The 24,466-nt window shown below is 63.3% G+C and carries 21 protein-coding genes; 11 read left to right on the top strand and 10 right to left on the bottom strand.

The annotated features are described in order from the left end of the window. Positions 1–3 precede the first annotated feature (3 nt). A complete protein-coding gene (locus tag ACUYMZ_RS11530) occupies positions 4–1,101 on the bottom strand; it encodes a tyrosine-type recombinase/integrase (protein WP_481603438.1) in 1,098 nt (365 codons plus the stop codon). A 475-nt stretch (positions 1,102–1,576) separates the two neighbouring features. Between ACUYMZ_RS11530 and ACUYMZ_RS11525 the strand changes: the two genes are divergently transcribed. The 3 genes from ACUYMZ_RS11525 (at position 1,577) to ACUYMZ_RS11515 (ending at position 4,551) form a co-directional block, all read left to right on the top strand. Next, on the top strand, positions 1,577–2,710 hold the full coding sequence (locus ACUYMZ_RS11525) for a tyrosine-type recombinase/integrase (RefSeq protein WP_481601664.1): 1,134 nt from the start codon (positions 1,577–1,579) through the stop codon (positions 2,708–2,710). After that, positions 2,703–3,056, top strand: a complete 354-nt coding sequence (locus tag ACUYMZ_RS11520) for a helix-turn-helix domain-containing protein (RefSeq protein WP_144648897.1) — start codon at positions 2,703–2,705, stop codon at positions 3,054–3,056. The genes ACUYMZ_RS11525 and ACUYMZ_RS11520 overlap by 8 nt, the downstream gene beginning before the upstream one ends. Positions 3,057–3,435: 379 nt before the next feature. Then, positions 3,436–4,551, top strand: a complete 1,116-nt coding sequence (locus tag ACUYMZ_RS11515; RefSeq protein WP_481601663.1) for a Fis family transcriptional regulator — start codon at positions 3,436–3,438, stop codon at positions 4,549–4,551. A gap of 750 nt (positions 4,552–5,301) precedes the next feature. Here ACUYMZ_RS11515 and ACUYMZ_RS11510 read toward each other — a convergent pair. Next, positions 5,302–7,695 (bottom strand): ATP-binding cassette domain-containing protein, encoded by a 2,394-nt coding sequence (locus ACUYMZ_RS11510; RefSeq protein WP_481603435.1) that lies wholly within the window; start codon positions 7,693–7,695, stop codon positions 5,302–5,304. 229 nt (positions 7,696–7,924) lie between these two features. Here ACUYMZ_RS11510 and ACUYMZ_RS11505 point away from each other — a divergent pair, with 229 nt between their 5' ends. The 3 genes from ACUYMZ_RS11505 to ACUYMZ_RS11495 are packed head-to-tail and all read left to right on the top strand — an operon-like array spanning position 7,925 to position 10,948. Next, complete coding sequence (locus tag ACUYMZ_RS11505; RefSeq protein WP_481603433.1) at positions 7,925–9,061, top strand: type III polyketide synthase; 1,137 nt, start codon at positions 7,925–7,927, stop codon at positions 9,059–9,061. Beyond that, complete coding sequence (locus ACUYMZ_RS11500) at positions 9,058–9,780, top strand: class I SAM-dependent methyltransferase (RefSeq protein ID WP_481603431.1); 723 nt, start codon at positions 9,058–9,060, stop codon at positions 9,778–9,780. Before ACUYMZ_RS11505 ends, ACUYMZ_RS11500 begins: the two co-directional genes overlap by 4 nt. After that, the gene (locus ACUYMZ_RS11495) at positions 9,767–10,948 is read left to right on the top strand and encodes an FAD-dependent oxidoreductase (RefSeq protein WP_481603429.1); all 1,182 of its coding nucleotides are present in this window, start codon (positions 9,767–9,769) and stop codon (positions 10,946–10,948) included. The genes ACUYMZ_RS11500 and ACUYMZ_RS11495 overlap by 14 nt, the downstream gene beginning before the upstream one ends. Here ACUYMZ_RS11495 and ACUYMZ_RS11490 read toward each other — a convergent pair. Further along, positions 10,930–11,334: a nuclear transport factor 2 family protein gene (locus ACUYMZ_RS11490; protein ID WP_481603427.1), complete on the bottom strand. Its 405-nt coding sequence runs from the start codon at positions 11,332–11,334 to the stop codon at positions 10,930–10,932. The genes ACUYMZ_RS11495 and ACUYMZ_RS11490 overlap by 19 nt on opposite strands. Positions 11,335–11,406: 72 nt before the next feature. Between ACUYMZ_RS11490 and ACUYMZ_RS11485 the strand changes: the two genes are divergently transcribed. Continuing rightward, on the top strand, positions 11,407–12,084 hold the full coding sequence (locus tag ACUYMZ_RS11485) for a peptide deformylase (RefSeq protein WP_481603425.1): 678 nt from the start codon (positions 11,407–11,409) through the stop codon (positions 12,082–12,084). On the opposite strand, the gene ACUYMZ_RS11480 is transcribed toward ACUYMZ_RS11485, so the two are convergent. Next, complete coding sequence (locus ACUYMZ_RS11480) at positions 12,081–14,114, bottom strand: S9 family peptidase (RefSeq protein WP_481603423.1); 2,034 nt, start codon at positions 14,112–14,114, stop codon at positions 12,081–12,083. The genes ACUYMZ_RS11485 and ACUYMZ_RS11480 overlap by 4 nt on opposite strands. Before the next feature lie 69 nt (positions 14,115–14,183). Between ACUYMZ_RS11480 and ACUYMZ_RS11475 the strand changes: the two genes are divergently transcribed. The 4 genes from ACUYMZ_RS11475 (at position 14,184) to ACUYMZ_RS11460 (ending at position 17,242) form a co-directional block, all read left to right on the top strand. Beyond that, entirely contained in the window at positions 14,184–15,041 is an 858-nt protein-coding gene (locus ACUYMZ_RS11475) for a methyltransferase domain-containing protein (RefSeq protein WP_481603421.1), read from the top strand. Positions 15,042–15,122: 81 nt separating this feature from the next. Then, positions 15,123–15,587: an NfeD family protein gene (locus ACUYMZ_RS11470; RefSeq protein WP_481605862.1), complete on the top strand. Its 465-nt coding sequence runs from the start codon at positions 15,123–15,125 to the stop codon at positions 15,585–15,587. Between the two features lie 86 nt (positions 15,588–15,673). Next, a complete protein-coding gene (locus ACUYMZ_RS11465; protein WP_426002720.1) occupies positions 15,674–16,642 on the top strand; it encodes an SPFH domain-containing protein in 969 nt (322 codons plus the stop codon). A gap of 252 nt (positions 16,643–16,894) precedes the next feature. Further along, complete coding sequence (locus ACUYMZ_RS11460) at positions 16,895–17,242, top strand: RNA polymerase-binding protein RbpA (protein WP_397321881.1); 348 nt, start codon at positions 16,895–16,897, stop codon at positions 17,240–17,242. 74 nt (positions 17,243–17,316) lie between these two features. Here the strand turns inward: ACUYMZ_RS11460 and ACUYMZ_RS11455 are convergent, their stop codons facing one another. From ACUYMZ_RS11455 to ACUYMZ_RS11430, 6 genes are all read right to left on the bottom strand, one after another. Continuing rightward, on the bottom strand, positions 17,317–18,060 hold the full coding sequence (locus ACUYMZ_RS11455; RefSeq protein WP_481603418.1) for a polyprenol monophosphomannose synthase: 744 nt from the start codon (positions 18,058–18,060) through the stop codon (positions 17,317–17,319). A 213-nt stretch (positions 18,061–18,273) separates the two neighbouring features. Next, on the bottom strand, positions 18,274–19,923 hold the full coding sequence (locus ACUYMZ_RS11450) for an amidohydrolase (protein ID WP_481603416.1): 1,650 nt from the start codon (positions 19,921–19,923) through the stop codon (positions 18,274–18,276). 42 nt (positions 19,924–19,965) lie between these two features. Beyond that, positions 19,966–22,935 (bottom strand): DEAD/DEAH box helicase, encoded by a 2,970-nt coding sequence (locus ACUYMZ_RS11445; protein ID WP_481603414.1) that lies wholly within the window; start codon positions 22,933–22,935, stop codon positions 19,966–19,968. A 24-nt stretch (positions 22,936–22,959) separates the two neighbouring features. Next, positions 22,960–23,796, bottom strand: coding sequence for a twin-arginine translocase subunit TatC (gene tatC / locus ACUYMZ_RS11440; RefSeq protein ID WP_481603412.1), 837 nt, complete (start codon positions 23,794–23,796; stop codon positions 22,960–22,962). A gap of 6 nt (positions 23,797–23,802) precedes the next feature. Beyond that, positions 23,803–24,072, bottom strand: coding sequence for a Sec-independent protein translocase subunit TatA (gene tatA, locus ACUYMZ_RS11435; protein WP_442422652.1), 270 nt, complete (start codon positions 24,070–24,072; stop codon positions 23,803–23,805). A 36-nt stretch (positions 24,073–24,108) separates the two neighbouring features. After that, positions 24,109–24,459: a hypothetical protein gene (locus ACUYMZ_RS11430; protein WP_442422653.1), complete on the bottom strand. Its 351-nt coding sequence runs from the start codon at positions 24,457–24,459 to the stop codon at positions 24,109–24,111. Positions 24,460–24,466 lie beyond the last annotated feature (7 nt).

The raw sequence follows: 24,466 nt of genomic DNA, 5'->3' as shown, positions 1-24,466 counted from the left end.
CGTTCAGTCTTCCATTCCGGCCAGCGCATCCCGGATCGTGGAGTCCAGGGCGCGGCGCAGTGTTTTGACCCTGTAGTCGCTGGAGACGGAGGTGTAGAGGGCCGTCGTTGAGGCGTGCTCATGGCCGGCCTGGTGCTGGACGAACAAAGCGTCCATGCCTGATTCGATCAGGTGGGTGACGTAGGAGCGGCGCAGCGAGTGGATGTCCAGGCCGGGGGAGAGGCCCAGGTCCTCGCAGTACCGGTTGAACCTGCGGTTCAGCGCCGTCTCCGAAACCAGGGTGCCCCGTTCGGAAGGGAAAAGGTCCAGGCCGTCGGTCATGTGCGGGTGGCCGCGTTCCAGCCAGTCGGCAACGATTTCCGTGGACCAGTCGAAGACGGTCAGGACGCTGCGGCGCTTGGGTGGTGAACCCTTCATGGCTTTCCCGTGCCGGACCTGCAGGACCCCGTACTTGCCGAACTCCGGTGCGTGCGGGTTCCTGGAGAAATCCACCGTTTGCAGGTGCCTGACCTCGTTGCGGCGCAGACCCCAGCAGTAGGCCACCTTGAACAGGACAGCGTCCCGGTATGCCGGCAGCCAGCCCTTGCGGCCCAGCGCCGCGATCCTGTCGACCTCTTCATCGGCGCGGTCAAAGAAGGCCTGCAACTCCTGCCGGGTGAACGGCCGTCGCTTGGGATCCGATTCGTTGGTTTGGGCGTGGATCGCGGTATTCCAGTCGAAACAGACTTGCGAAGGGTGCGTTCCGAAATACTGCTCGCAGACCCGGTCCCAGCCGTAGTCAGGTGAGGCGACGTACGAGCAGAACGCCCGAAGCGCCGCCTGATAACTCCGGATCGTGGACTGGGCCGCGTGCTTCACGCTGCGCAGATCCCCAAAGAACTCATCCACATGTGCTGGCGTCCACTGCCACGGATACTCATTCGTGGCCTCCTGGAACCGTGTCACCAGGCGCTCCCGGCCTTCGATAGTGCCAAAGGACAGGTTCCTGCTCAGCTGCTGATTCCGCCACCCGGTGAGCATCTGGGTGAACACGACATCCTCGGGATGAAGGAAACGCACTGCGCCGAAATCCAGCACCCGGCCCGCTGAATCGACAGCCATGAACCCTCCTGAAGCATTGCATTGGATGCAAGAATCATGCAATTAATGCAGAAACCCTGCAAATCCGCTGCTTAACAGGGTATCCAAGGCCAAGGCCACGCTGCTTTGCGCGCCCCGTCGATGCCTTTGGGAGGGCCGTACGCCGACCGCGTCCAAAGTGTTTCCGCAGGTCACAGGCACTTTTCAAAGACGAATGACTGTTTGGCGGCAAGCCCCGGGCGGAGGAGGGTCGATCATGCATCAGATGCAATAATCACTATTCTACTTTACATAATGTAGATTATCGGCGTTAAAGTAGGACGAGTAGAAGTAGATGAGAGAACCCGTCCCATCCCGCTTTCTCGTGTTTTCGCAGGTCAGGTAGGCGTTGCAGTACTGAAGCGCCATGGGCTTGTCGCGAGTGAATGCGCGAGGCCGTGCGGCTCGGCGACGTAATCTCTCATTAGATGAGAGAATTTTGCGTACAGTTAGGTCGGTGAGCATCGAACCTGGGCGGATTCCGTCCTTTCTAACCAACGTGAATGTCGGGCTGCTGCGTGCCGAGGACCGCGTCTTTGAAGCGATGCTAGATGGCTGGCGGGCGCAGATGCTGGCACGCGGGCTGTCGACGTCGTATATCAAGAGCTCGTGCGGGACGGTCCAGCGGTTTCAGGAGCATGCGAATGAGTACCCGTGGACGTGGTCGGCGCATCACGTGGATGAGTTCCTGGCGGACCGGCGGAGCTCCGAGAAAGGTTTGGCGTTATCGACGCTGCGGGCTAATTCCGGGTCTATCAGGGCGTTCTGCTCATACCTGACTGATGGGCGCTACGGTTGGGCGGCGTTCTGCGAACGGGTTTTCTCGGACATCCCGGTGCAGGTCGTATTCGAGTGGAACTCGCCCCGGCATACAACGGATGATGCGATGCCGGCACGCCGCCGGGCGTTTACCAGGGCCGAGCTGCAGGCGTTCTTCGACGCCGCCGACGACTTGGTGGACACTGAGTTTGCCAAGGGATCCAAGCGCTGGCTTCCAGCCTTGAGGGACTCGACGGCGTTCAAGGTCGCTTACGCTTACGGGCTGCGGCGGCGTGAGCTGGCGATGCTCGAATATGTCGACTTCGGGCCCAACCCGCACGTTGAGTCTTTCGGCCGGTTCGGGGCGCTCCAGGTGCGCTGGGCCAAGGGAACCAGGGGCTCAGGCCCCCGCCGACGCACGGTTCTGACTGTCCCCGAATTCGATTGGGTCGTCGGGCTCCTTGAGTATTGGCTCTCCCCTGACGGCCGGAAACGTTTCCCCACCGCCGACCGGTCAGCCAGCCTGTGGCCCTCGGAACGCTCCGGCTCCACTGTTTTCCGCAATTTTGACCGCTCTTTCCAGCGGGTGAGGAAAATCGCCGGGCTCCCGGAGGAACTTTCCCTGCACACGTTGAGGCATTCGTACGTGACGCACCTGATCGAGGCCGGCTACGACCCGTTGTTTATCCAGCAGCAGGTCGGGCACAGCTACTCCTCGACCACGGCCCTCTATACTTCCGTGTCGGCGGACTTCAAACAGAAGACCATCCAGAGAATGATCGCCCAGCGGCTGCGCAGCGGCGGCACAAATGAGGGGAACGGCCATGGCTGAACAGCGACGGATTGGCTACCGCTGGAATCTTCGGCAGCTGATGGCCCAACGGAACCTCTGGAAGACCACCGAGCTTCTCCCCCTGCTGAAATCCCGGGGTATCAATCTTTCCAACGCCCAGGTCCACCGGCTCGTCACCGGAACGCCGGAACGCATTCCAGCCCAGACCTTCGCGGCGCTCTGCGACATCCTGGAATGCACGCCCAACGACCTCTTCGAACCCTACGTGCAGATGCGCGCCGCGAAGACCGCCAACGCCCCGAAGAAGCCAGAGGACCTTGGCATCGCCCCCGGTGCGCCGATCGCTCGACGGATCCGCGTGCTGCCACCGGATGAAGATGCCTAGGCCACGAAAAGCCGGAGACCCCGTCAGATGGCCTGAACCATGCGGACGCTGCGGTGAACACCATCAAATCGCGGTCCGCTGGCCGGACGGCGGAATCTGCGGTTACTGCTACCAGCAGGCCAAAAGAACCCGAGGCACCTGCGCCTGCGGTCACGAGGGTGTCCTGCCCGGCCGCGTCGACACGCTGCCGGCATGCCGAAGCTGCTCCGGAGTCCAGCTCAACATCGACTGCATCGGATGCGGGAACGAGGATGAACTCCACTCAGGGAACCGATGCTGGTCATGCATCCTCGCGGCCACCGTCGACAGGCTCCTCAGTCCACCGGATAACCAACCACCCTCCCCGGCGCTCCGGGCAGTCGCCACCGCCTTGAAATCCATGAAGCGGGCCAACAGTGGCATGACCTGGATCCAGCAACCGCACGTCACCGCTTTCCTCCAGCAACTGGCGGCCACGCCTGTGATCACCCACACCCACCTCGACGAACTACCGGCATCCCGCACGCGCGAATACGTCCGAGGACTACTCGTCGAACACCAGGCGCTGCCGCGCCGCGATGAACTCAGCGCAAGGTTTGCTGAATGGGCCGAGCAGGCACTCGAGCGGATCACCAGCCAGAACCATCGGGACATCATCCGGCGCTACATCCGCTGGCACCACCAGCGCCGGATGAACCAGATGGACGAGGTCACCCAAGGCACCTTCCTGCGGGCCAAACAATCAGTCACCGTCGGCATCGAACTGCTGAACTGGCTCACCGAACGAGACACTGAACTCGCAGCACTGACCCAAGCCCACCTGGACCGATGGCAGGCAGAAGGCCCAACGACACGGGGCATTGCCTCACGCTTCCTCGACTGGGCCACCAGAACCAGCCTTATCGATCCCTCATTGAAGCTGCAGCCCCACCGTCGCGGCACCAGCCCAAGACTCGATGCAGCCGCTCAAGCAGAGCTCGTCCGCGGCCTCAGCCACACGACCGACATGAGCCCGCGGGACCGAGCAGCGGCCATCCTCGTTCTGGTCTTTGGCCAACAGGTTTCCGACATCATCCAGCTGACGTGGCACGACGTCAAGGTGACAGAGGATCTGGTCACGGTCACCTTCGGAGCCGTCGAGATCGCACTCACCTCGCCGCTCGATGAGCCCTGGAGAGAACTCGCAGCCACCCCGACCCACGATCAAACAGCAGCGCACCCCAACAGCAACTGGGTGTTCCGCGGCGGCGCCCCCGGCCGGCATCTTCGCGCTTCAACCCTCACCCAGCGCCTCAGCGCCGCGTTCAGCAGCCGGGCCGCCAGACTCGGAACCCTACACGAGCTTACGAAAATCGCTCCGGTGGCCATCATCGCCGAAGCTCTCGGCTACGCCCCGGCCACGATCGATCGCCACGCACTGGCCTCTTCGGCCAACTACATGGAATACATCTCGTCGCTCCACGCACCAAGTTCAAGTCACGACAAACCATCGCTGCCTCTTCGCAGGGGCTACTAGGCCACGCATTGCGCCTATTCCGGCGAAGCGATCCATATCTCGCCATTAGAGAGAACGCGGGCGAGGCATTCGGCGATACGTACCGCATCCTCTTCTGTCGAACCAGGCACGAGCCTGATCCCAAGATGCGAGGCCGGAAGATCTGCACTTACCACTGCTCTTTCGACACTTGGGTCTTCATCGCAGGGGACTCAGCGAGTCATATCTGGGATGAATCGCACCTACATTCCAAGAGTCGTCCTCGCTGATGGAACGTTGAAACGACCCCGCTTGCGATCCAGCACAGCCCGCCAGAAGCAGGGCTAAAACTGGAGACAAGGACTTAGGAAGCGTGCTCATGACTCATGATATGGACAACTCGTGCTGGCCTCATGGTTGTTATTCCGCCTCAAGCGCCTCTTCCTCATACCGGCTGACCAACTAGCCACCGTAATCCAGGCTGCCCTGCAGCATCGACTTCTCGCAAAGCGACGGAAACCTTGACGCTAGGAGGCGCGTTCTCACCGGCCCATGCTGAAGCCTCAGCAAGGCTCACGGAATCAAGATTAAAAGCCGACACAGAATGACCGTCCACCAGGAAGACCCGAAAATCAGAGGTGGTCGATTCCCATACTGTGTCTCGCTCATCAACAAGCCGTGCCTTCATGCACTCAACCTACGACGCGGACTTCATGCGCCCGGAGCAGACGCCAACTCGTCCCACACCAACACGTCCCGCTGCCAGTTTGGCGAGATCCGGAAGGGGCTGCGTCAGGCGCCTACATAAGCCCTAAGGTGCTTGCCCGTCAGCGTTGAACCGTCGGCGATGAGTTTCTCGGGCGTTCCTGTGAAAACGATCCTTCCGCCGTCGTGTCCTGCGCCCGGTCCAAGGTCGATGATCCAGTCGGCGTGGGCCATGACAGCTTGGTGATGCTCGATCACGATTACTGACTTGCCGGATTCGACCAACCGGTCCAGCATGCCCAACAGATTTTGCACATCAGCCAAATGCAACCCGGTGGTCGGCTCATCGAGTATGTAGATGTCGCCTTTCTCGGACATCTGCGTGGCGAGCTTCAGCCTCTGGCGTTCACCGCCGGACAAGGTGGTCAGTGGCTGGCCAAGCGTCAGGTACCCGAGTCCGACGTCGGCAAGCCTGTCCAGGATCTTGTGGGCAGCAGGCGTACGGGCGTCACCGCCACCAAAAAACTCTTCAGCTTCATTGACCGACATTGCAAGCACGTCTGCAATATTCCTGCCGCCGAGCCGGTACTCCAGCACCGAGGCCTGAAAGCGTTTTCCCTCGCATTCCTCGCAGTTCGACTCGACGGTGGCCATGACGCCGAGATCTGTATAGATCACGCCGGCGCCGTTGCAGGTGGGACACGCGCCTTCGGAGTTGGAGCTGAACAGTGCGGGCTTGACGCCGTTGGCCTTCGCGAATGCCTTGCGAATGGGTTCCAGCAGTCCGGTGTAGGTTGCCGGATTGCTGCGCCGGGACCCACGGATGGCTCCTTGGTCGATCACCAGCACGCCATCCCGCTTTGCCACCGAACCGTGGATCAATGAGCTCTTGCCGGAACCCGCAACGCCGGTCAGCACGCACAGGACACCGAGCGGGATGTCCACATCCACGTTTTTCAGGTTGTTGGTGGATGCGCCGCGGATCTCAAGACGGCCCTTCGGCGTCCGGACCGAATCCTTGATACCGGCACGGTCGTCCAGATGCCGGCCGGTGATGGTGTTACTCCCCCGCAGCCCGTCCAGGTCCCCTTCGAAGCACACAGTGCCGCCGCCCGTACCTGCACCCGGGCCGAGATCGACCACATGGTCAGCGATGGCAATGGTTTCAGGCTTGTGCTCAACCACCAGCACTGTGTTGCCTTTGTCCCTGAGCTGGACCAACAGTTGGTTCATCCGCTCGATGTCGTGGGGATGAAGGCCGATGGTGGGCTCGTCGAACACATAGGTCACATCGGTCAAGGACGATCCGAGGTGGCGGATCATCTTGGTCCTCTGGGCCTCTCCCCCGGACAGTGTTCCGGCTGGGCGGTCCAGGGACAGATACCCGAGCCCGATCCCGGTGAACGAATCAAGAAGGTGCTGGAGCCCCTTGAGAAGGGGTGCCACCGACGGCTCGTCCAGCACACGGATCCAACCGGCCAGGTCGCTGATCTGCATCTTGCAGACATCGGCGATGCTCTTGCCGTTGATCTTGGATGACCGGGCCTCGGGGCTCAGCCTGGTGCCCTCGCACTCCGGGCAGGTGGTGAACGTGATGGCCCGCTCCACGAAGGCCCGGATATGTGGCTGGAGGGCATCGACGTCCTTGGACAGCATCGACTTCTGGATCTTGGGGATGATCCCCTCGTACGTGAGGTTGATGCCTTCCACCTTGATTTTGGTGGGTTCACGGTACAGGAGATCGTGGAGTTCCTTCTTGGTGAACCTGGCAATCGGCTTGTCCATGTTGAAGTAGCCGGAGCCGCTGAAAATCCGCCCGTACCAGCCATCCATTGTGTAACCGGGCACGCTGAGTGCGCCCTCGTTCAGGGACTTGGTCTCATCGTAGAGGGCAGTGAGGTCGAAGTCGCTGACGGATCCCATGCCTTCACATCGCGAACACATCCCGCCCAGCCGGTTGAAGGACGCTTTCTCGGTCTTCGTCTTGCCCTCGCCGCGGTCCACCGTAATGGCGCCGCTGGCTTTGACGGTGGGGACGTTGAAGGAATAGGCGTTGGGCGAGCCGATGTGCGGCTGGCCCAGGCGGCTGAACAGGATCCGCAGCATCGCGTTGGCGTCCGTGGCGGTGCCGACCGTGGAGCGCGGGTTCGATCCCATTCGTTCCTGGTCGACGATGATGGCCGTGGTCAGTCCTTCCAGCCGGTCTACATCGGGCCGCGACAAAGAAGGCATGAAACCCTGGACGAATGCGCTGTAGGTCTCGTTGATCATGCGTTGGGATTCGGCAGCGATGGTGCCGAATACCAGGGAGCTCTTCCCCGAGCCGGACACGCCTGTAAACACCGTAAGCCGGCGCTTTGGGATGTCGATGCTGACGTCCTTGAGGTTGTTCTCGCGCGCACCCTGCACCCGGATGAGGTCGTGGGTGTCCGCAACGTGGGTGGCAGAGGCCTGGGTGTCGGTCCTCGCGTCAATGCTCATCGTCTCTCCATCTGCTGGGCGGCGCTGCCCAACAGTCCCCCGTCGGCGCCGCGTTCTTGGAACTGGCCGGCCACGGCCAGTAGCTTCGATTCTCGTTGGTTGCCACGCCTGCGGCAACGCCAGTGTCCACCCTAAACCCACGGTCCGCCGGGCCGTGGAATGGCGCGACCCGGCCGGCGGATGGCGGGCAGGGCATTGTCTTCCACACCATACTCACTAAGAATGAAGCATGCCGGTATACGTGAGGTCCCTTGAAACCGCAGTTCCGCCGACCATCCTCGTCCAGTCCCAGGCGCGTGACGTGTTTGCCGCGCAGCCCGGGCTGACCCGCCTGGGTTCACGACTCGTTTCCACCTGCTTCGATTCAGCCGCCATCGATACCCGCTACACCGCCGTCGAGGAACTGAGCCTGGATGCACATCCGGAGAATCCCAAGTTCTTTGATCCGGGCCTGAATCAGGTGTTGAGCCCCAGCACCAAAGTCCGCAATGAAATTTTCGCCACGGAAGCCACCAAGCTCTTCATTGAATCAGCGAAGGCCGCCATCGCAGGCGTCCCGGATCTTGACCTGGACGACATCACCCATGTTGTCACCGTCTCCTGCACGGGATTCTTCAACCCCGGACCTGATTACAAGGTGGTGCGTGCTCTGGGCCTTAATCCGGCCGTACAGCGCTATCACCTGGGCTTCATGGGTTGCTATGCAGCCTTCCCCGCGCTAAGGGCCGCCAGGCAGTTCTGCACGGCAGATCCGTCAGCTGTGGTGCTGGTCATCTGTGCGGAATTGTGTTCGTTGCATGTCAGGACGTCGAACGACCCTGACACGATCATGGGCTCAGCCATTTTTGGCGACGGCGCCGCCGCAGCGATCGTCACGGCGCGCGAACCCCAGGGTCCCGAACCTGTGCTCAGGTTGGATCATTTCGAAACTGTCCTGACGCCGGTGGGTGAAGAAGCCATGGCATGGAACATTGGGGACGAAGGCTTCGAGATGGTGCTGGGCTCGTACGTGCCGCACATCATCGAAGAGCACATCACGGGGGCCCTTGAGCCGCTGCTTGCCAAGGAACCGGAGTTGGCCGCCCGGCCGTACAAGGACATCACGCACTGGGCCATCCATCCTGGCGGGAGAAGTATTTTGGACAAGGTTGAGTCCAGGCTGGAGCTCACCCGGGAGCAGCTGGTTCCTGCCCGCGAAACGCTTCGGGAATACGGCAACATGAGCAGCGCGACGGTGCTGTTCGTGCTTAAGTACCTGTTGGACAGGCCGGCCCAGGACCGCGAGGAGCGGATATGTTCCATGGCATTTGGTCCTGGACTCACGGTTGAGACAGCCCTCCTGACGCTGGTCTCCCCTGCCCTGTGACTCCCTGGGGCGCCCTGCGGGAGAGGGACCTTGCCGCCGTCGAGGAGATGGACAAACCGGACTGCGACCTTCGACGCCTGGAGCGCAGCTACGCCAGGTTCCCGGTGGTCAACAGGCTTCTGTCGGAATGGCCGCGGACCTACCGCAGCAGGATCAGGCCCCTGCTTGCCTCCCGGGGTTCGCTGTCCTTGCTGGACATCGGCAGTGGCGGTGGGGACGTTGCCCGGAGCCTGGCCAGGTGGGCCCGGAAGGACGGCTTCGACTTGCAGGTGACGGCGATCGACCCTGATGAGCGGGCGTTCGCCTTTGCGATGAGGGCAGCCGCAGTGCCGGGGGTGACTTACCGGCAGGCGCACAGCGCTGACCTCGTGGCAGAGGGCCGTTCATTCGACGTCGTCCTGTCCAACCACTTGCTCCATCACCTCCACAGGGAAGAACTGATGGGGGTCCTGGCGGATTCGGAGCGGTTGGCCGCGCATCTGGCCCTCCACAATGACCTCACCCGAAGCAACATCTCTTACTGGCTGTTCCTGGCGGGATTCTGGCCACTCGGGCTTGGTTCCTTCATCTGCGGCGATGGACTTACCTCGATCCGCCGCAGCTATACCCCCGGCGAACTGGCGGCGATCGCACCGCCCGGGTGGCGGGTGGAACCAAACGGACCCTGGCACCATCTGCTGGTGCATGGCGACGGGAGCGGCCCCGATGGGCAGGATTGACGTCGGCATCGTGGGTGCCGGGCCGGTCGGGCTGTTCCTCGGTGTGCTCTTGCTGCAGCAGGGACTGAAGGTCCGGATCCTGGAGCGCCGGGAGGGCCGCAGCGGCCGTTCACGGGCCATCGGAATACATCCTCCTGCGCTGGCGGTGCTGGAACGGGCAGGGCTGGCGGGCCCCCTGGTTTCGGGCGGGATCCGCATCCCCAAGGGCGTCGCTTACAGCCGGGGAAGGAAGGTCGCAGAACTGCCCTTCCAAGGCGACCCTGGCTTCCCCTACATCCTCGCCGTCCCGCAGCCGGTCACCGAGCAGATTCTTGAACAGGCCGTGGTGGCTTTGGACCCGGAAGCGGTCATCCGGGGAGCTGACGTCCGGAGCTTTATCGACGACGGCGGTGCGGTCACCATCCGTGCTGCAGGGCCCGACGGCGATGCCACCTTTGAATGCCGGTTCCTGGCAGCCGCCGACGGTGCCCACTCCCTGGTCCGTCGCCGGCTCATGCCGCGCCTTGGAGTGCGGCGCTATCCGGACAGTTACCTCATGGGCGATTTTGCCGACGGAACCGGGCACGGCAACCAGGCGGTCCTGTACCTCGAACCCGATGGGATAGTCGAGTCGTTTCCCTTGCCCGGCGGGATCCGCAGGTGGGTCGCCCGCCTTGGCGCCCCGGACAGGGGCTCGACGGCGGGTGCCCTGGCAGCGTTGATTACCGCCAGGACCGGCGTCCCGGTAGACCCGTCCACCACCACAATGCTGAGTGCGTTCGAGGTGCAGTCCCGGATTGCACCGCGGATGGTCCACGGGCGTGTAATGCTCCTGGGCGACGCAGCCCACGAGATCAGTCCCATCGGCGGGCAAGGGATGAACCTGGGGTGGCTGGACGCCGCGTCCCTGGCGCCGGTCATAGGTGCAGCACACCGTGGGGAACGGGTCGACCATGACCTGCCGGCGTGGGAGAAGGAGCGGATCCGGGCCGCCTCCCGCGCCTCATTCCAAGCGGGGTTGAACATGTTTCTGGGAAGGCCCATGCAGCCCGCGTTGCTCTCGGCCAGGAACCGCCTTTTTGCATCCGCCCTGAAGTCCACGGCCGTTGCCGGGCTCGTTGAAAGCCGGTTCACCATGCGTGGCCGGCCATCACCGCCGGCTGCGCGCGACTATCCAGCGGCGGTGTAGTAACAGTCGTAGGTATCCTGGCTGACGATCAGTCCATCCCTCAGTTCAAAGACTGCGGTGCTTCGCGCACGGATGGTCTCCCCCGCATCCCAATGTGGAAGGTCAAGCAGTATCCTGGCTGACCAGTTCATTTCCAGCACCACCCGGTTGCCCTCGCAGGTGGTGCGGACGATCTCGAACTTCTGGTCCGCCACGATGCTCTTGCTGTCGTCGGCACCGGTCAGGGTTTGCTCCAGGTTCCTGGTGGACCCCATCTTGGAGAGGGCGTGCGGCCACTCCGTCAGCGTGAATTCCGGATCCAGGTACGGCCTGATGTCCTCTGCGCCGCCGCCGGCCTCGACTGTTCTAACGAAACCGATGACGTGGTCGAGGGTGCTGTTGCTCATTCGAAGAGCCTAACCCACAGCCCGGTTGTGCCAGGACTGAGGGCCGCCGGCGCTTGGCGTTAGGCTCGGAGCATGACGCACCAACCGATGACGGCCGTACAAGGTCCGGCCACTGACTACACGCGGCATCAGATCAAGGACGCCGTCCGGCGTTTGCTCGATGCAGAGGGGATGCCCCCGATTGTGCAGGCCGGACATCCCGTTCTCCGGCAACTGGCAGCACCCTTCGACGGCCAGGTCGACGATGCCGAGTTGGAAGCATTCATCAACCTCATGCGTGAGGTCATGCACGCGGCGCCGGGGGTGGGACTTGCTGCGCCACAGCTGGGCGTACCCCTCCAAGTGGCTGTTTTGGAGGACAAATACGAACTTGATCCGGCAGCGGCCGCTGTCCGCCACAGGGACCCGCTGGAATTCATGGCGGTCATCAACCCGGCCTACCATCCACTGGGAACGGAAACCGCGTCCTTCTACGAAGGCTGCCTGTCCGTCAACGGATACCAGGCGGTCGTAACCAGGCATCGGAACGTGGAACTGAAGTATGCAACTCCTGCGGGAACTCCTGTGGAGGAATGGTTCTCCGGCTGGCAGGCGAGGATCGTGCAGCACGAAACCGACCATCTTCGTGGAACCCTCTACCTTGATAGGGCCGAACTTCGGTCGTTGTCCAGCAATGCCGAGCACTCGGCCCGCTGGTCACAGCCGGACATCGATGAAGCACGCCGGGGCCTTGGTTTCCTGTGCCCTTAGGCCGAAATCGCAGGATTCAGCGGGGTGGGCAGATGCACCGCCCACCAAGCAAGGATGTGCTCAAACCGCTGCCGCCGGTGGTGCGGCGTTCCCGAGCGTGAAAGCTCATGGTCCTCACCGGGAAACACCAAAAAGGCAGTGTCCACCCCGCTCGCCTTCAGGGTTGCGTAGTAGCGCTGGCCCTGCTCCAGGGGGCAGCGAAGATCGTTCTCGCTGTGGATGACCAGCGTGGGCGTCTTCACCGCGGACGCCACGGCCATGGGACTCTGAGCCAGGAGTTGTTCCGGTGTTCCGCCGGTGTATTCGCCCCCAAAGAACCACCCGATGTCCGAAGAGCCGGCGAAACTGACCGGGTCCAGGAAACCACGTTCCACGACAGCCGCCTCGAACCGGTGGTCGTGGGCGATGATCCAGGCGCTGAGATAGCCGCCATAGGAGCCACCCATGATTCCCGCGCGGGCGGCGTCGATGACCGGGTGGGCTGCCACTGCCGCGTCAAAGAATGCCAGCACATCCTGCATGTCCAGGGTTCCCATCTGACCCTTGATGGCGCGGCCGTGGGCCTGCCCATAACCTGAGGAACCACGCGGATTGCACATCACCACCGCGTAACCAGCAGCGGCGTACACCTGGGCTTCGTCGAAGAACGCCCCGGTGTACTGCGCAAATGGTCCCCCATGGATGGTGAGCAGCGCTGGGTGTGGCCCCGGTCCGTCAGGCAGGACAACCCAGCCGTGCACGGGGTGGCCGTCACCGGATTCCACCTCGAACGCGACGGGCTCCACAATCCGCGAATAATTCCTGAGGGCTGCAGAGAAATCCGTTAGCAGCCGGAGTTCTCCGCCTTCCAGCGAAGCCACATCTCCCGCCGTCGAGCCGTCCTGGAAGCTCACCGCGATTTCACCGTTGGCGGCGACCGTCGCCCCGGTGACCACTTTCGGTCCGAACACCAGCGGTGTGATGTCGCCCGCTGACGAGACGGTGAGCAGTTCCACCGTTCCGGCAACCGTGTTCAGCACCAGGACGCTGTCGGGTCCGTTCTGTTCCAAGGGGCCGGAGACATCCAGGTGCTCGGCGTCGGTCAGCGCCACCGGTTCTGCCGGGCCTTCCCCGGGCTGGCCGAGGGACACGGCAAACAGCACGGAATTGCGGGCAACGAAATCCGTGCCCGACTCCCCCAAGTCCTGCGCGGTGAAGAAAAGCGACCGCCCGTTGGCGGACTCGCGGACGGCTGTGACGTTTTGCGGGCCGGAGTGGCCGGCATGGACAACGGAGGCGTCGCCGCCTGCTGCCGCCACCTTGTACATGGAGGTGACGAGGTCGTTGTCGTTGCCCTCATGCGCAGCAGCAAGGAAGTAGATATGCCGGCCGTCTGAGGAAAAGGTCGCTCCGTCGTGGTCGGCATCGTCGAAAGTGAGCTGACGCGCTGCCGGTACGTCCGCAAATTCCGCGGCGGGCATTTCATGCGCGGCGCGTCCCCGTGGCTTGACCACCGGCTCGCCGCCCAGTTCCGGAAGATTAAGGACGAACACCTGCAGGCGCTGGTCGCTGACGTACCCCACCCCGTTCATGCGGTACTTGTTCACAGCGATCAGCCGGGCATCCTCCCTACCGGGAGTGACGCCGTCGACCGTTCCGTAGCGGCCGGGCTCCGGCACCCGGGCGGTAAAGACGATCCTGTGGGAGTCCGGTGCCCAGGAGAAACCACTGACACCGCAGCGCTGGTTGGTAACGCGTTGCGGCTCACCACCGGCGGACTCCACCACGAACAACTGCGGCTTGCCGTCGGCATCCGGCCGAAGAAAAGCCAGGACCAGGCCATCCGGCGAGAACGCAGGCGCCGTGTCGCGGAAACCGCGGGTGATCCTCCTGGGATACTTGGTGGGATCCAACGGAACACTCCACAACTGGCCAACGTAATCATCGGCGTTGAAATCGGGTCTCGTCACGGAGACCACGGCCCGGCTGCCATCGGGATGGATGGCGGGAGCGGACAATGTATTGACCAAGGGCAATTGCTCGGGTTTCACGTGGGTGAGCCTAGCCGCATGGGCCCGGCGCCCCGCATCGGACACTCCGACCACCGTAGGATTGAAGCCATGTCCTCCCCTGCTGTCCAAGCCCTGCGTTGTCCCGTGTGCCAAGGGACGCTCCGGCTCCTGGATAGCCGGCCGCCGACCCTGGCGTGCCAGGCCGGACACCGGTTCGACGCTGCAAAACAAGGCTATTTCAACCTGCTGACGGGCAAGGGCACCGTCTTCGAAGCCGATAGCCCAGGCATGGTGGAAGCACGCCGGCGCTTCCTGGACGGCGGCCATTACGCCCCATTGTCGTCCGCACTTGCCGGGCACGTTGCCGGGCGGCTGTCCCGCCCTGGCGCCGTAGTCCTCGACGCCGGAACCGGGACCGGAAACTACCTCCACGCCGTCCTGGACCGCGTGCCTTCCGCGTCGGCTGTTGGTCTGGACATCTCCAAGTACGCGCTGCGACGGGCCGCGCGTACTAATCCACAAGCGGTGAACCTCGTGTGGGACATCTGGCGGCCGCTCCCGCTGGCCGACCACTCCGTGGACGTGGTGATGGTGGTCTTCGCGCCACGGAATCCGGAGGAATTCGTGCGCGTCCTCCGTCCAGGCGGCACCTTGGTGGTGGTGACACCCCGACCCGGCCACCTTGCCGGGGTTGCTGCACAGGCGGGCCTGCTGGCCATCGAGGAAGGCAAAGCCGACCGCTTGCGTGCCTCCCTTAACCCATACTTTGAACCCGGGGACGACCAGGAACTGGACGTCCGGCTGACCCTCACCGGACCGGACCTGGCCGACCTCGCCTTCATGGGGCCCGCAGGACATCACCTGAGCCCGGCGGCGGTTGCGGAACTTGCCGGCCTGGAGGGTGTTTTCAGCCCCACGGCCAAGTTCCGGATCAGCACATTTATCCCCCGCCCGGCAGCTTCCTGACGCTACCGGATCCACGGGCTAGGATGGAGGAACAGTGACTGTGTCCCCTGCTCAAAGGGGGTCCGGGATCAAGGGGGAATGATGTTTGAATGGCTTGGTGAGAACTGGTGGGCCCTGTGGCTTACTGTTTTCCTCGCGTTCGCAGTGGTGGAGATGCTCACCCTCGACCTCTTTTTCATCATGCTGGGCGGTGGAGCCCTGGCGGGCCTGATCGCAGACTTCGCAGGAGCGGACCTTTGGCTCCAGATCGTCATTTTCAGCGTGGTTTCCCTCCTCATGATTGCTTTCGTCCGGCCGGTTGCGCTCAAGCACCTTCACAAGGGACCAGCCGAGCAACGGACCAACATCGACCGCCTGATCGGACAATCCGCTGTGGTCCTCGAAGCCGTCACCGGAACCAGCGGCCTGGTCAAGATCGGCGGCGACGTCTGGAGCGCGCGCAGCACCAACGGCATTCTCGACGCCGGGGCCACGGTCCGGGTCACCAGGATTGACGGTGCGACGGCGGTAGTCGCCTCCACCGCCGGCGACACCACGCCTGGCTGAACCACCAACGTATTACTGCGGGAGCCGGGCGTTTCCGCCGGCGGAAGGCCGCATCAGACCACGCAATTGGGGAACGAAGGAGATGTATGGACGGCCTGGGAGGAACAGCAGCGGCAATTGTGCTGATTGTTCTGGTCATTTTTGTCATAATCGTGTTGGTCCGGTCGGTGAGGATCATCCCGCAGGCTCGTGCCGGCGTCGTGGAACGCCTCGGCAAGTACCAGCGCACGCTCAACCCTGGACTCACCATCCTGATACCGTTCGTGGATCGGCTGTTGCCCCTCCTGGACCTTCGCGAACAGGTAGTGTCCTTCCCGCCGCAGCCGGTGATTACCGAGGACAACCTCGTGGTGTCAATCGATACGGTGGTCTACTTCCAAGTGACGGACCCCCGGGCCGCTACCTATGAGATCGCCAACTACATCCAGGCTGTGGAACAGCTGACCACCACTACGCTCCGCAACGTTGTGGGCGGCCTGAACCTCGAAGAAGCGCTGACCTCACGCGACCAGATCAACGGCCAGCTCCGGGGTGTCCTCGACGAGGCCACAGGCCGGTGGGGCATCCGCGTTTCCCGGGTGGAACTGAAGGCCATTGATCCGCCCCACTCCATCCAGGACTCCATGGAAAAGCAGATGCGGGCCGAACGTGACCGCCGTGCAGCCATCCTTACGGCCGAAGGCACCAAGCAATCGCAGATCCTCACCGCCGAGGGCCAGCGCCAGGCCGCCATCCTGGCTGCAGAAGGCGATGCGAAGGCGGCGATTCTTCGTGCTGACGGTGAAGCCCAAGCCATCCAGAAGGTCTTTGATGCCATTCACAAGGGCAATCCGGACCAGAAACTCCTCGCCTACCAGTACCTGCAGACGCTGCCCAAGCTGGCCGAGGGCAGCTCCAACAAGCTGTGGATCATTCCCAGCGAGGTCGGTGAGGCTCTCAAGGGCATCGGCGGGGCGCTGGGTGGGGCCAACGGCGACTCACCCGTGGCGGGACTGTTTGGTCCCAAGGACGGCGCACCGGCAACGGCCACGGAGCCTCCAAGGCCTTCCGCTTAGGCGAAGTACCTGACAAGAGCGGTCGGCCACAGGGCCGGCCGCTCCTTCAGTTAACAGCGGTTTTGAGGCAGGTGGCCTACCTGCGTATAATGGGATATTTGTCCGGCTGGTACAGCGTGGATGGAACATTTAAGCTTCGCCGAGCGTTGCAATGTGTGATGCAAGGTGTGCAGAAGTAGTCCGCGAGGACCGTGCAAACGACTTGCGGCAAGCGCGGGGCTCCGGCCCCGCGGACAGACAGAGGGAGTAATCATGAGCGATCGCAGCCTGCGGGGTATGCGTCTTGGCGCCCAAAGCATGGAAACCGAATCCGGTGTCGAGCCGGCGCCGCGCCAGCGGGTCGAATACCGGTGCGAGGACGGCGAGCAGGTCTTCGTGACTTTTGCCGCCGAAGCCGAGATCCCTCCCGTTTGGGTTTCCAAGACCGGCAAGGAAGCGCTGCTGGTTGACGGTGAGCGTCCTGTTGACGCCAATGAAAAGGCGGTCCGTACTCACTGGGACATGCTCCTTGAGCGCCGTACGCTTCCTGAGCTGGAGCAGATCCTTGAAGACCGCCTCAACATCCTGCGTGAGCGCCGCGGAGAGCGTCGCTCCGCCTGATAAACGCTGATTGAACGAAAGCCGGGCCGGCTCCCCCTCGGGGAGCCGGCCCGGCTTTCTTAATGCAGAGGAGCCTACTTGGCCAGTGCCGGCCGCTTGCCGGTAAGTTTCGCCCAACGGGAGGACAGGCCCCACTTGGTGACATTGATCATGGCCTCGACCACGATGTTGCCGCTCATCTTCGAGGCACCAAGCTCACGCTCCACGAACGTGATGGGGCGTTCCTCGATGCGAAGGCCAAGCTTGGCCACGCGCCAGGCCAAGTCCACTTGGAATCCGTAGCCCACCGACTCGACTTCGTCGAGTTTGAGGGCCTCAAGGGTGGAGCGGCGGAACGCGCGGTAACCGCCCGTGACGTCCTTGATCTTGACGCCCAACATGATTCGCGCGTAGGTGCTGCCAATCCTGGAGATTGCCTGGCGGTAAAGCGGCCAGTTGACCACGCTGCCGCCGGGAACCCAGCGCGACCCCATGGCGAGGTCGGCGCCGTCCTTGACTGCGTCGAGCAGGAGCGGCAACTGCTCCGGTTGGTGGGAACCGTCAGCGTCCATCTCCACCAGGATGTCGTAACCTGCTGCGAGGCCCCACTTGAAACCTGCGATGTAGGCAGCTCCCAGGCCTTCCTTGCCCTTGCGGTGCAGCACGTGCACCTGGCTGTCATCCGCCGCGATGCCGTCGGCAAGCTGTCCCGTTCCGTCCGGGCTGTTGTCGTCGACTACCAGGACATCCGACTCGGGGACTGCAGTGCGCAGTCGACCCAGTGTCTTGGGAAGCGATTCCAGCTCGTTGTAGGTAGGGATGATCGTCAGGACACGCAAGAAGAGGCCTTTCCTTGATGGAGCGGTCAGTGTGTGCCGGGCCGGCCCCGACGGGCCGGCGTCCTGGCGCAACTCTCCATTATAGGACGAGGAAGGAGCCCCGGACTGCGGCTGTAATGCGGAACACAGTGCAGGTTCGGGCGCAGGAGGTGCTGCGGGCCGGTCCACAGGGCGAGGTCAGGCGGCGCTTTGTGGCCAACCAACAAATTCGCCCTAGACCCGGAGGGATTCGTGGGCGAACAACTCACTGCCTTCCCGGACCGTCTGCAGGCAGAGAGGGTCGCTGCCGGTATCAAGCGCCGGAAGCAGTGGCGTCCTGGCCCGGGGATCGGTGCTCCATGACTGCACGCGGCTGTCCGCGACCTGCACCATCAGTTCCTCGACTTCCCACACGGCAAAGCTGGCGGGAGCGCCGGGAACCAGTTGCCCCATAAGGGGGTTCCGGTGTTTGCTGGCGCGCCAGCCGGCACGGGTGTGCCCAAGGAACGCCGCCCTGGCGGAAATACGCTCTGCGTGGTTGCTGTGTTCCAGGCAGGCTCTGATGCTGGACCAGGGGCTGAGGGGTGTCACCGGGCTGTCGCTGCCGAACGCAACCGGCACCCCTTTGGAGTAGAAGGAAGCGAAGGGATTCATGGTTCGGCTTCGCTCTCCCAAACGTTGCTCGTAGAGGCCGCCGGGTGCTCCCCAGGCTGCATCGAACCCGGGTTGCACGCTTACTGTGACCGAGTATTCGGCGAGTTTCTCCACCGCGGCCTGGTCAGCCAGTTCCACATGCTCGAACCGGTGTCCCGCCGCCCGGACACGCTGGGCGCCGACTTCCGCGGCTGCAGCGTCCAAGGCTTCCAGGGCAGCAGCCAGGCCCGCGTCGCCGATGACATGGAAACCGCCCTGGATGCCCAGCAATGAACAGGCAGCAAGGTGTTTGGCTGCATCGTCCGCGGACAGGTACAGGCTGCCCCGTTGTCCCGGTGCGTCCGAGTAATCGTCTTTCAGCGCAGCCGTCCGGGAACCGATGGAGCCATCGATGTTGAGGTCTCCTGCCAGTCCCAGCACGTGGACGCCCAGGTCATCGAGAATCTGCCGGGCGTGATCCTGGGAGCCGGCCAGTTCGCCCCAGTACGGCAGGATCTGCGGCACATTGCCATTGTCGTTCCACGAAGCCGCAGACCGAAGGTCCTCCGGGCCACCGATATGGGGAGCCGACATCTCGGCCAGGGCAACGTAGCCGTGCGCTGCCGCCTGCCGAAGTGCAAGCTCCTGGTAAGTGCGTCGGTCATTTTCGTTGAACTGCCGCGTGAAGAGGCGTGCGGTGGTGTGGGCCTGACGCACCACCTGCGCGCTGCCGCTGAAGCCGTCCTGGCCCGGCAGCCCGGCTTCAGCCGCCAGTGACGCAGAGACGAGGGCCGAGTGGACATCGATCCGGGACAGGTACACGGGGCGTCCGCCGGAAGCCCGGTCAAGTTCTTCAAGCGTGGGAAGGCTGCGGTCGCGCCATGTGGTGTCGTCCCAGCCGTGCCCGATGACCGTCCCGGTTCCGGGGGCGGCGGCAACGGCGTCGAGCAGTTCACGGGCGGATGCGACGCCTGACAGCTGAAGCCCGGCAAGGGCGAGTCCCGTTTCGGTGAGGTGGGCGTGCGAGTCAACAAAACCGGGCGCCAGCAGCGCTCCGCGGAGATCGATGATGTCCATGGAATCGTCCGCGATGGAAGTGGCCGCCTGCTCGGAGCCGACCCAGGCTACGGTGTCCCCGTCAACCACCATCGCCGTGGCAAAGGGATCGGCGGCCGTATAGATCGACCCGTTGCGGTACAGGGTGACCTTGCGGTCGCGGGAGGTGCCGGCTGCCTGGCCTGGCTGGTTCATGCGGTGTGCTCCTAGAACGTTCTTAAGATGAATAGACCGGAATCAGGCGACAGTGGAGTACGCCACCACACCCCGTCGGACGAGATCGATGGCGTCGCGGCAGATCCGGGCAATCCGGGGGTCGAGTTGCGGAATTTTGGCCAGCTGGTCCAACAGGTCCACTACTTGCTTGGCCCAGCGGACAAAGTCTCCGGCGGCGAGGTCGGTGCCGTTGAGGACATCCTGAAGATGCCGTCCTTTAGCCCACTTGTACATTGGCCAGACCAGTCCAAGTTCCGGTTCGCCGGTCAGTGGGAGGCGGTTCTGCTCTTCGGTGTCCTCCAGCTGCGACCATTCCCGGACCACAATGTCCACGGCAGTTTCCAAGGAGACGGATGGCATCCGGGGCCGCAGGCCGCGGTCCTCCCGCTTCGCCTGGTACACCAGCGCGCTGGCAAGGGAGGCGAGCTCGGCAGCGTCGAGGTCATTGAGGGCGCCCTGCCTGATCGCCTGCGATATCAAAAGGTCCTTTTCGCCATAGATCCTGCGCAACCGCTGGCCGTCTGCACTGATGGCGACCCTGCCGCCGTCGTGGGTTTCCAGGTAGCCGTACGCGGAGAGGACATCGCACACGCGGTCGAAGGTCTTGGCAATGGTATTGGTGCGGCCCTGGATCTGGCGGACCAATCCGTCGGTTTCCTTGCGGAGCTTCCACCAACGCTCTGACCAGCGGGCGTGGTCCTCCCTCTCGCTGCAGCCATGGCAGGGGTGGGCCCGCAGCGCCCTGCGCAATTCGGTGATCTTCCGCTCCTGGTCCGGCATGCGCGCTCCGAGGCCGAAGTCTTCATGCCTGCTGTTGCGCCTGCGCTGGGGGGCTTCCTCGCTCACGGCATGGCGCACAGAAGAGGCGAGGTCCCTGCGGGACTTGGGAACCTTTGCGTTGAAGGACTTGGGAATGCGGATCCGGGTCACCGGCACAACAGGCGCCTCGACGTCGTGGACGCTGATGCGCCGCAGCTGGCTGTCCGAGGTCAGCACCGAGGGCCTCGGCTCGCGGGCGTTGGGATCGGAATCAAGCACGACGGCGTAACCCGCCAGCCTGCCGCTGTCCACGCTGATGACGTCCCCGGGCAAGAGGCGCGTCAAGGAATCGGCCACCCTCGATTTCCGCGCCCTCTGGTGGTCGCGCGCGGCGAACTTTTCGGCATCGCCCAGCTCCCGGCGGAGCCTGGCGTATTCGGTGAAGTCGCCCAGGTGGCACTGCATGGATTTGGCATAGCCGGCCAAGGACTCTTCGCGGCCACGAACCTGCCGGGCGAGACCCACCACGGAACGGTCCGCCTGGAATTGGGCAAACGACGATTCAAGGATCTCGCGCGCACGGACGCGGCCGAACTGCGCGATCAGGTTGATGCTCATGTTGTAGGTCGGCCTGAAACTGGAGTTCAAGGGGTAGGTCCGGCGGGATGCGAGGCCGGCAACCGCCGCCGGATCGGTTCCTGGCTGCCACAGCACCACGGCATGGCCTTCGACATCGATGCCGCGGCGTCCGGCGCGCCCGGTCAACTGGGTGTACTCCCCTGCTGTGATGTTCACGTGGGCTTCGCCGTTGAATTTCTCCAGCTTTTCCAGGACCACGCAGCGGGCAGGCATGTTGACCCCCAAGGCAAGGGTCTCGGTGGCGAAGACCGCTTTGACCAGGCCATCGGCGAAGAGCTTCTCCACCACCTCCTTGAAGGTGGGCAGCATGCCGGCGTGGTGCGCCGCGAAACCCCGGACCAGGCCGTCCCGCCAGGCCCAGAAACCCAGGACATCAAGATCGTCGGCGGGGATGTCGTGGCTGGCTTCATCAACCCGCTGGGCAATAATCAGCTGTTCGCGTTCCGTGGTAAGCCAGAGTCCGGAGGCAGCACACTGCGCTACCGCGGCGTCGCACCCGGCGCGGGAGAAGATGAAGGTGATTGCGGGAAGGAGCCCCTGGCGGTTGAGGCTGTCAATGACCTGCGGGCGGCTGGCCTTGCGCACAGGGCTGCGCTGCTCTGCCGTGTGCCGGTCATCGCGGTTCCTGTCCTGGCGGCGCCTGCTGCGGCCGCCATGGCCGAACCTGCCGTTGAAGTTCATCCGGCTCTCAGAACGGGCCATGGCCAGCAATTCAGGGTTCACTTCGAATTCCGGACCGGTGACCGGCTGCCGGGCCGACGGGCGGCCGGCCCGCGTGGCCACGGATTTACGGGCCGCTGCCGGCAGGGCTGCCTCGTCCGGCGCGTCCTCGGCATCGCTGAGGTCCGGTACTTCATCGTCCGGCAGCGACACCGCGATTTGGTCGAAGGTGGTGTCGCCGGCGAAAAGATCCACGATCTCCCGGCCCACCATCACGTGCTGCCATAAGGGCACCGGGCGGTGCTCGGACACGATGACGTCCGTGTGGCCGCGTACCGTGTCCAGCCAGGCGCCGAATTCCTCGGCGTTGGAGACCGTGGCGCTGAGCGAGGCGACCTGTACTTCGCTGGGCAGGTGGATGATGACTTCTTCCCAGACGGCGCCGCGGAAGCGGTCCGCGAGGTAGTGGACCTCGTCCATGACCACGAAGCCGAGGTCACCCAGGGTCTCTGAGTCTGCATAGAGCATGTTGCGGAGGACCTCAGTGGTCATGACCACCACGGGAGCGTCTCCATTGATGGTGGTATCACCGGTCAGCAGGCCCACATTGCCGGAGCCGTACTTTTCCGCCAGTTCCGAAAACTTCTGGTTGCTCAGCGCCTTGATGGGCGTGGTGTAGAAGGCTTTCAGCCCGCGCTGGAGTGCCAGATAGATTGCGAATTCACCGACGATCGTCTTGCCCGCACCCGTAGGGGCAGCAACCAGGACTCCCCTGCCTTCCTGCAGGGAACGGCAGGCTTCCCTTTGGAAATCGTCCATCTCGAAGTCCAGGGAGCGGGCAAACGCTCCCAGGTAGCTCTTGGCCTCAGCGGCCCGTTGGGCTGCTGCCTGATAGCGGTCCGAGGGAGATGGAGAGGCTGACGTAAAGGACATGCATCAAGCCTAGTGGGCTTGGGTCTACAGATTCTCCAGATCGGACGCCGGGGTGGCGATATCGGCCGTGGCTTCTGTCTCAGCAGCCCGCTTTACTGCGCGGCGCTCCCGGCGGCGGTCGTTCAGGACGCACACTCCGATCGCGGCAAAGAACAGGAGCAGCATGGGCGCTGCCAGGTAGAACATGCTCATCGCGTCGGCACCGGGAGCGGCCATGGCCGCGAACAGGCACACCAGGAAGATCGTGATGCGCCAGCTCTTGATGAGTTGCCGGCCCTTCACGATTCCCGCAAGGTTCAGTCCGACCAGGACCACCGGCACGAGGAAGGCAATGCCGAATGCCAGCAGCAGGCGCAAGACAAAGGCGAGGTATACCTGGGCGGTGATGAAGTTCGACGCGCCGCTGGGAGTGAAGTCAGTGAGCACCCGGACGGCATTGGGCAGAACCAGCCATGCGAGCAGGACACCGCCGATGAAGAGTGGAACGGCGGCTGCAACGAACGACAGCGCCAGGCGCCGTTCCTTCTTATGCAGGCCGGGAACGATGAACGCCCACAGTTGGTAGATCCAGACTGGGCTGGAGACGAGCAGTCCGAGGAACACGGAAACCTGGACCATGAGGTCAAAGGAGCTGGCAACGCCGTCGAAGTTCAGTGTTGCGGCACGGCCCTCCTTTTCATTGAGGTCCTTGATCGGTTTGATCAAGGCCTCCAGGAGCGGCTGGTACACGATGAAGCCCACCACGGTACCCAGGATGACACCAATGGCAGCCTTGAAGAGCCGGTTCTTGAGCTCCTTCAGATGGTCAAGGAGCGCCATCCTGGCTTCGGGGTTGGCTTTGCGCCCCTTCGTCTGTACCACTTCTTCTTAGACGCGGTTGGAGGGCGGAACGTCGGTTTCGCCGTTGTTCCTGGCCTTGGCGTCCGGGTGGTCCACGACCTTGCCCTCGACGGCGTCGGAGGCTGCAGGCGTGTCCTTGGTGTCGGAGGCGCCGTCCTTCTTCATTTCGCGGACTTCCGACTTGAAGATCCGCATGGACTGGCCGATGCTGCGCGCCATGGACGGCAGCTTGGGTGCGGCAAACAGCACCAAAGCCAGGACGATGATGATAATGAGATGCCAGCCTTCAAGCCTCATGTGGGGAGGTCCTTTCCTTGTGGATTCATCCTACGTCTAACTGAATTCTATGTCGTGCAGGGATTGGGGTTGACCCCGTCCGGCTTTGCGCTCAACGCGTTTCCGGCGACGAACTTCCTGGCGGAAGGCTTTGGCCGTCACGTAATCATGACGCATCTGTTCCGGCGAGGCAAAAATCGCCAGGCCGGGTGCGGGCGTGTTGCCGGCGCGTTCAACATCGGAGGTTTCCTGCGGCTGCGGAAGGTTGCCGAAACGTTGACCCGCGTCGCCCAACTCATGAACAGTTGCCATGAATTTGCGGAACAAACGATAGCCGAGGGTCAGGTGCAGGAGCAGGGACAGGGCAACGAGCGCGATCCACAAAAGGATCCAAAACCACCAAGGCATCTGTGTA

This window comes from Arthrobacter sp. T572, from assembly GCF_056780115.1.
This window is presented reverse-complemented; position numbering and strand designations above follow the sequence as displayed.

What these genes read in the sequence shown, in the direction of transcription:
- ACUYMZ_RS11530 (WP_481603438.1), bottom strand. Translation starts at nt 1,101, where the DNA reads ATGGCTGTCGATTCAGCGGGCCGGGTGCTGGATTTCGGCGCAGTGCGT.
- ACUYMZ_RS11520 (WP_144648897.1), top strand. Translation starts at nt 2,703, where the DNA reads ATGGCTGAACAGCGACGGATTGGCTACCGCTGGAATCTTCGGCAGCTG.
- ACUYMZ_RS11515 (WP_481601663.1), top strand. Translation starts at nt 3,436, where the DNA reads ATGAAGCGGGCCAACAGTGGCATGACCTGGATCCAGCAACCGCACGTC.
- ACUYMZ_RS11510 (WP_481603435.1), bottom strand. Translation starts at nt 7,695, where the DNA reads ATGAGCATTGACGCGAGGACCGACACCCAGGCCTCTGCCACCCACGTT.
- ACUYMZ_RS11505 (WP_481603433.1), top strand. Translation starts at nt 7,925, where the DNA reads ATGCCGGTATACGTGAGGTCCCTTGAAACCGCAGTTCCGCCGACCATC.
- ACUYMZ_RS11495 (WP_481603429.1), top strand. Translation starts at nt 9,767, where the DNA reads ATGGGCAGGATTGACGTCGGCATCGTGGGTGCCGGGCCGGTCGGGCTG.
- ACUYMZ_RS11490 (WP_481603427.1), bottom strand. Translation starts at nt 11,334, where the DNA reads ATGAGCAACAGCACCCTCGACCACGTCATCGGTTTCGTTAGAACAGTC.
- ACUYMZ_RS11485 (WP_481603425.1), top strand. Translation starts at nt 11,407, where the DNA reads ATGACGCACCAACCGATGACGGCCGTACAAGGTCCGGCCACTGACTAC.
- ACUYMZ_RS11475 (WP_481603421.1), top strand. Translation starts at nt 14,184, where the DNA reads ATGTCCTCCCCTGCTGTCCAAGCCCTGCGTTGTCCCGTGTGCCAAGGG.
- ACUYMZ_RS11470 (WP_481605862.1), top strand. Translation starts at nt 15,123, where the DNA reads ATGTTTGAATGGCTTGGTGAGAACTGGTGGGCCCTGTGGCTTACTGTT.
- ACUYMZ_RS11465 (WP_426002720.1), top strand. Translation starts at nt 15,674, where the DNA reads ATGGACGGCCTGGGAGGAACAGCAGCGGCAATTGTGCTGATTGTTCTG.
- ACUYMZ_RS11460 (WP_397321881.1), top strand. Translation starts at nt 16,895, where the DNA reads ATGAGCGATCGCAGCCTGCGGGGTATGCGTCTTGGCGCCCAAAGCATG.
- ACUYMZ_RS11450 (WP_481603416.1), bottom strand. Translation starts at nt 19,923, where the DNA reads ATGAACCAGCCAGGCCAGGCAGCCGGCACCTCCCGCGACCGCAAGGTC.
- ACUYMZ_RS11445 (WP_481603414.1), bottom strand. Translation starts at nt 22,935, where the DNA reads ATGTCCTTTACGTCAGCCTCTCCATCTCCCTCGGACCGCTATCAGGCA.
- tatA (WP_442422652.1), bottom strand. Translation starts at nt 24,072, where the DNA reads ATGAGGCTTGAAGGCTGGCATCTCATTATCATCATCGTCCTGGCTTTG.
- ACUYMZ_RS11430 (WP_442422653.1), bottom strand. Translation starts at nt 24,459, where the DNA reads ATGCCTTGGTGGTTTTGGATCCTTTTGTGGATCGCGCTCGTTGCCCTG.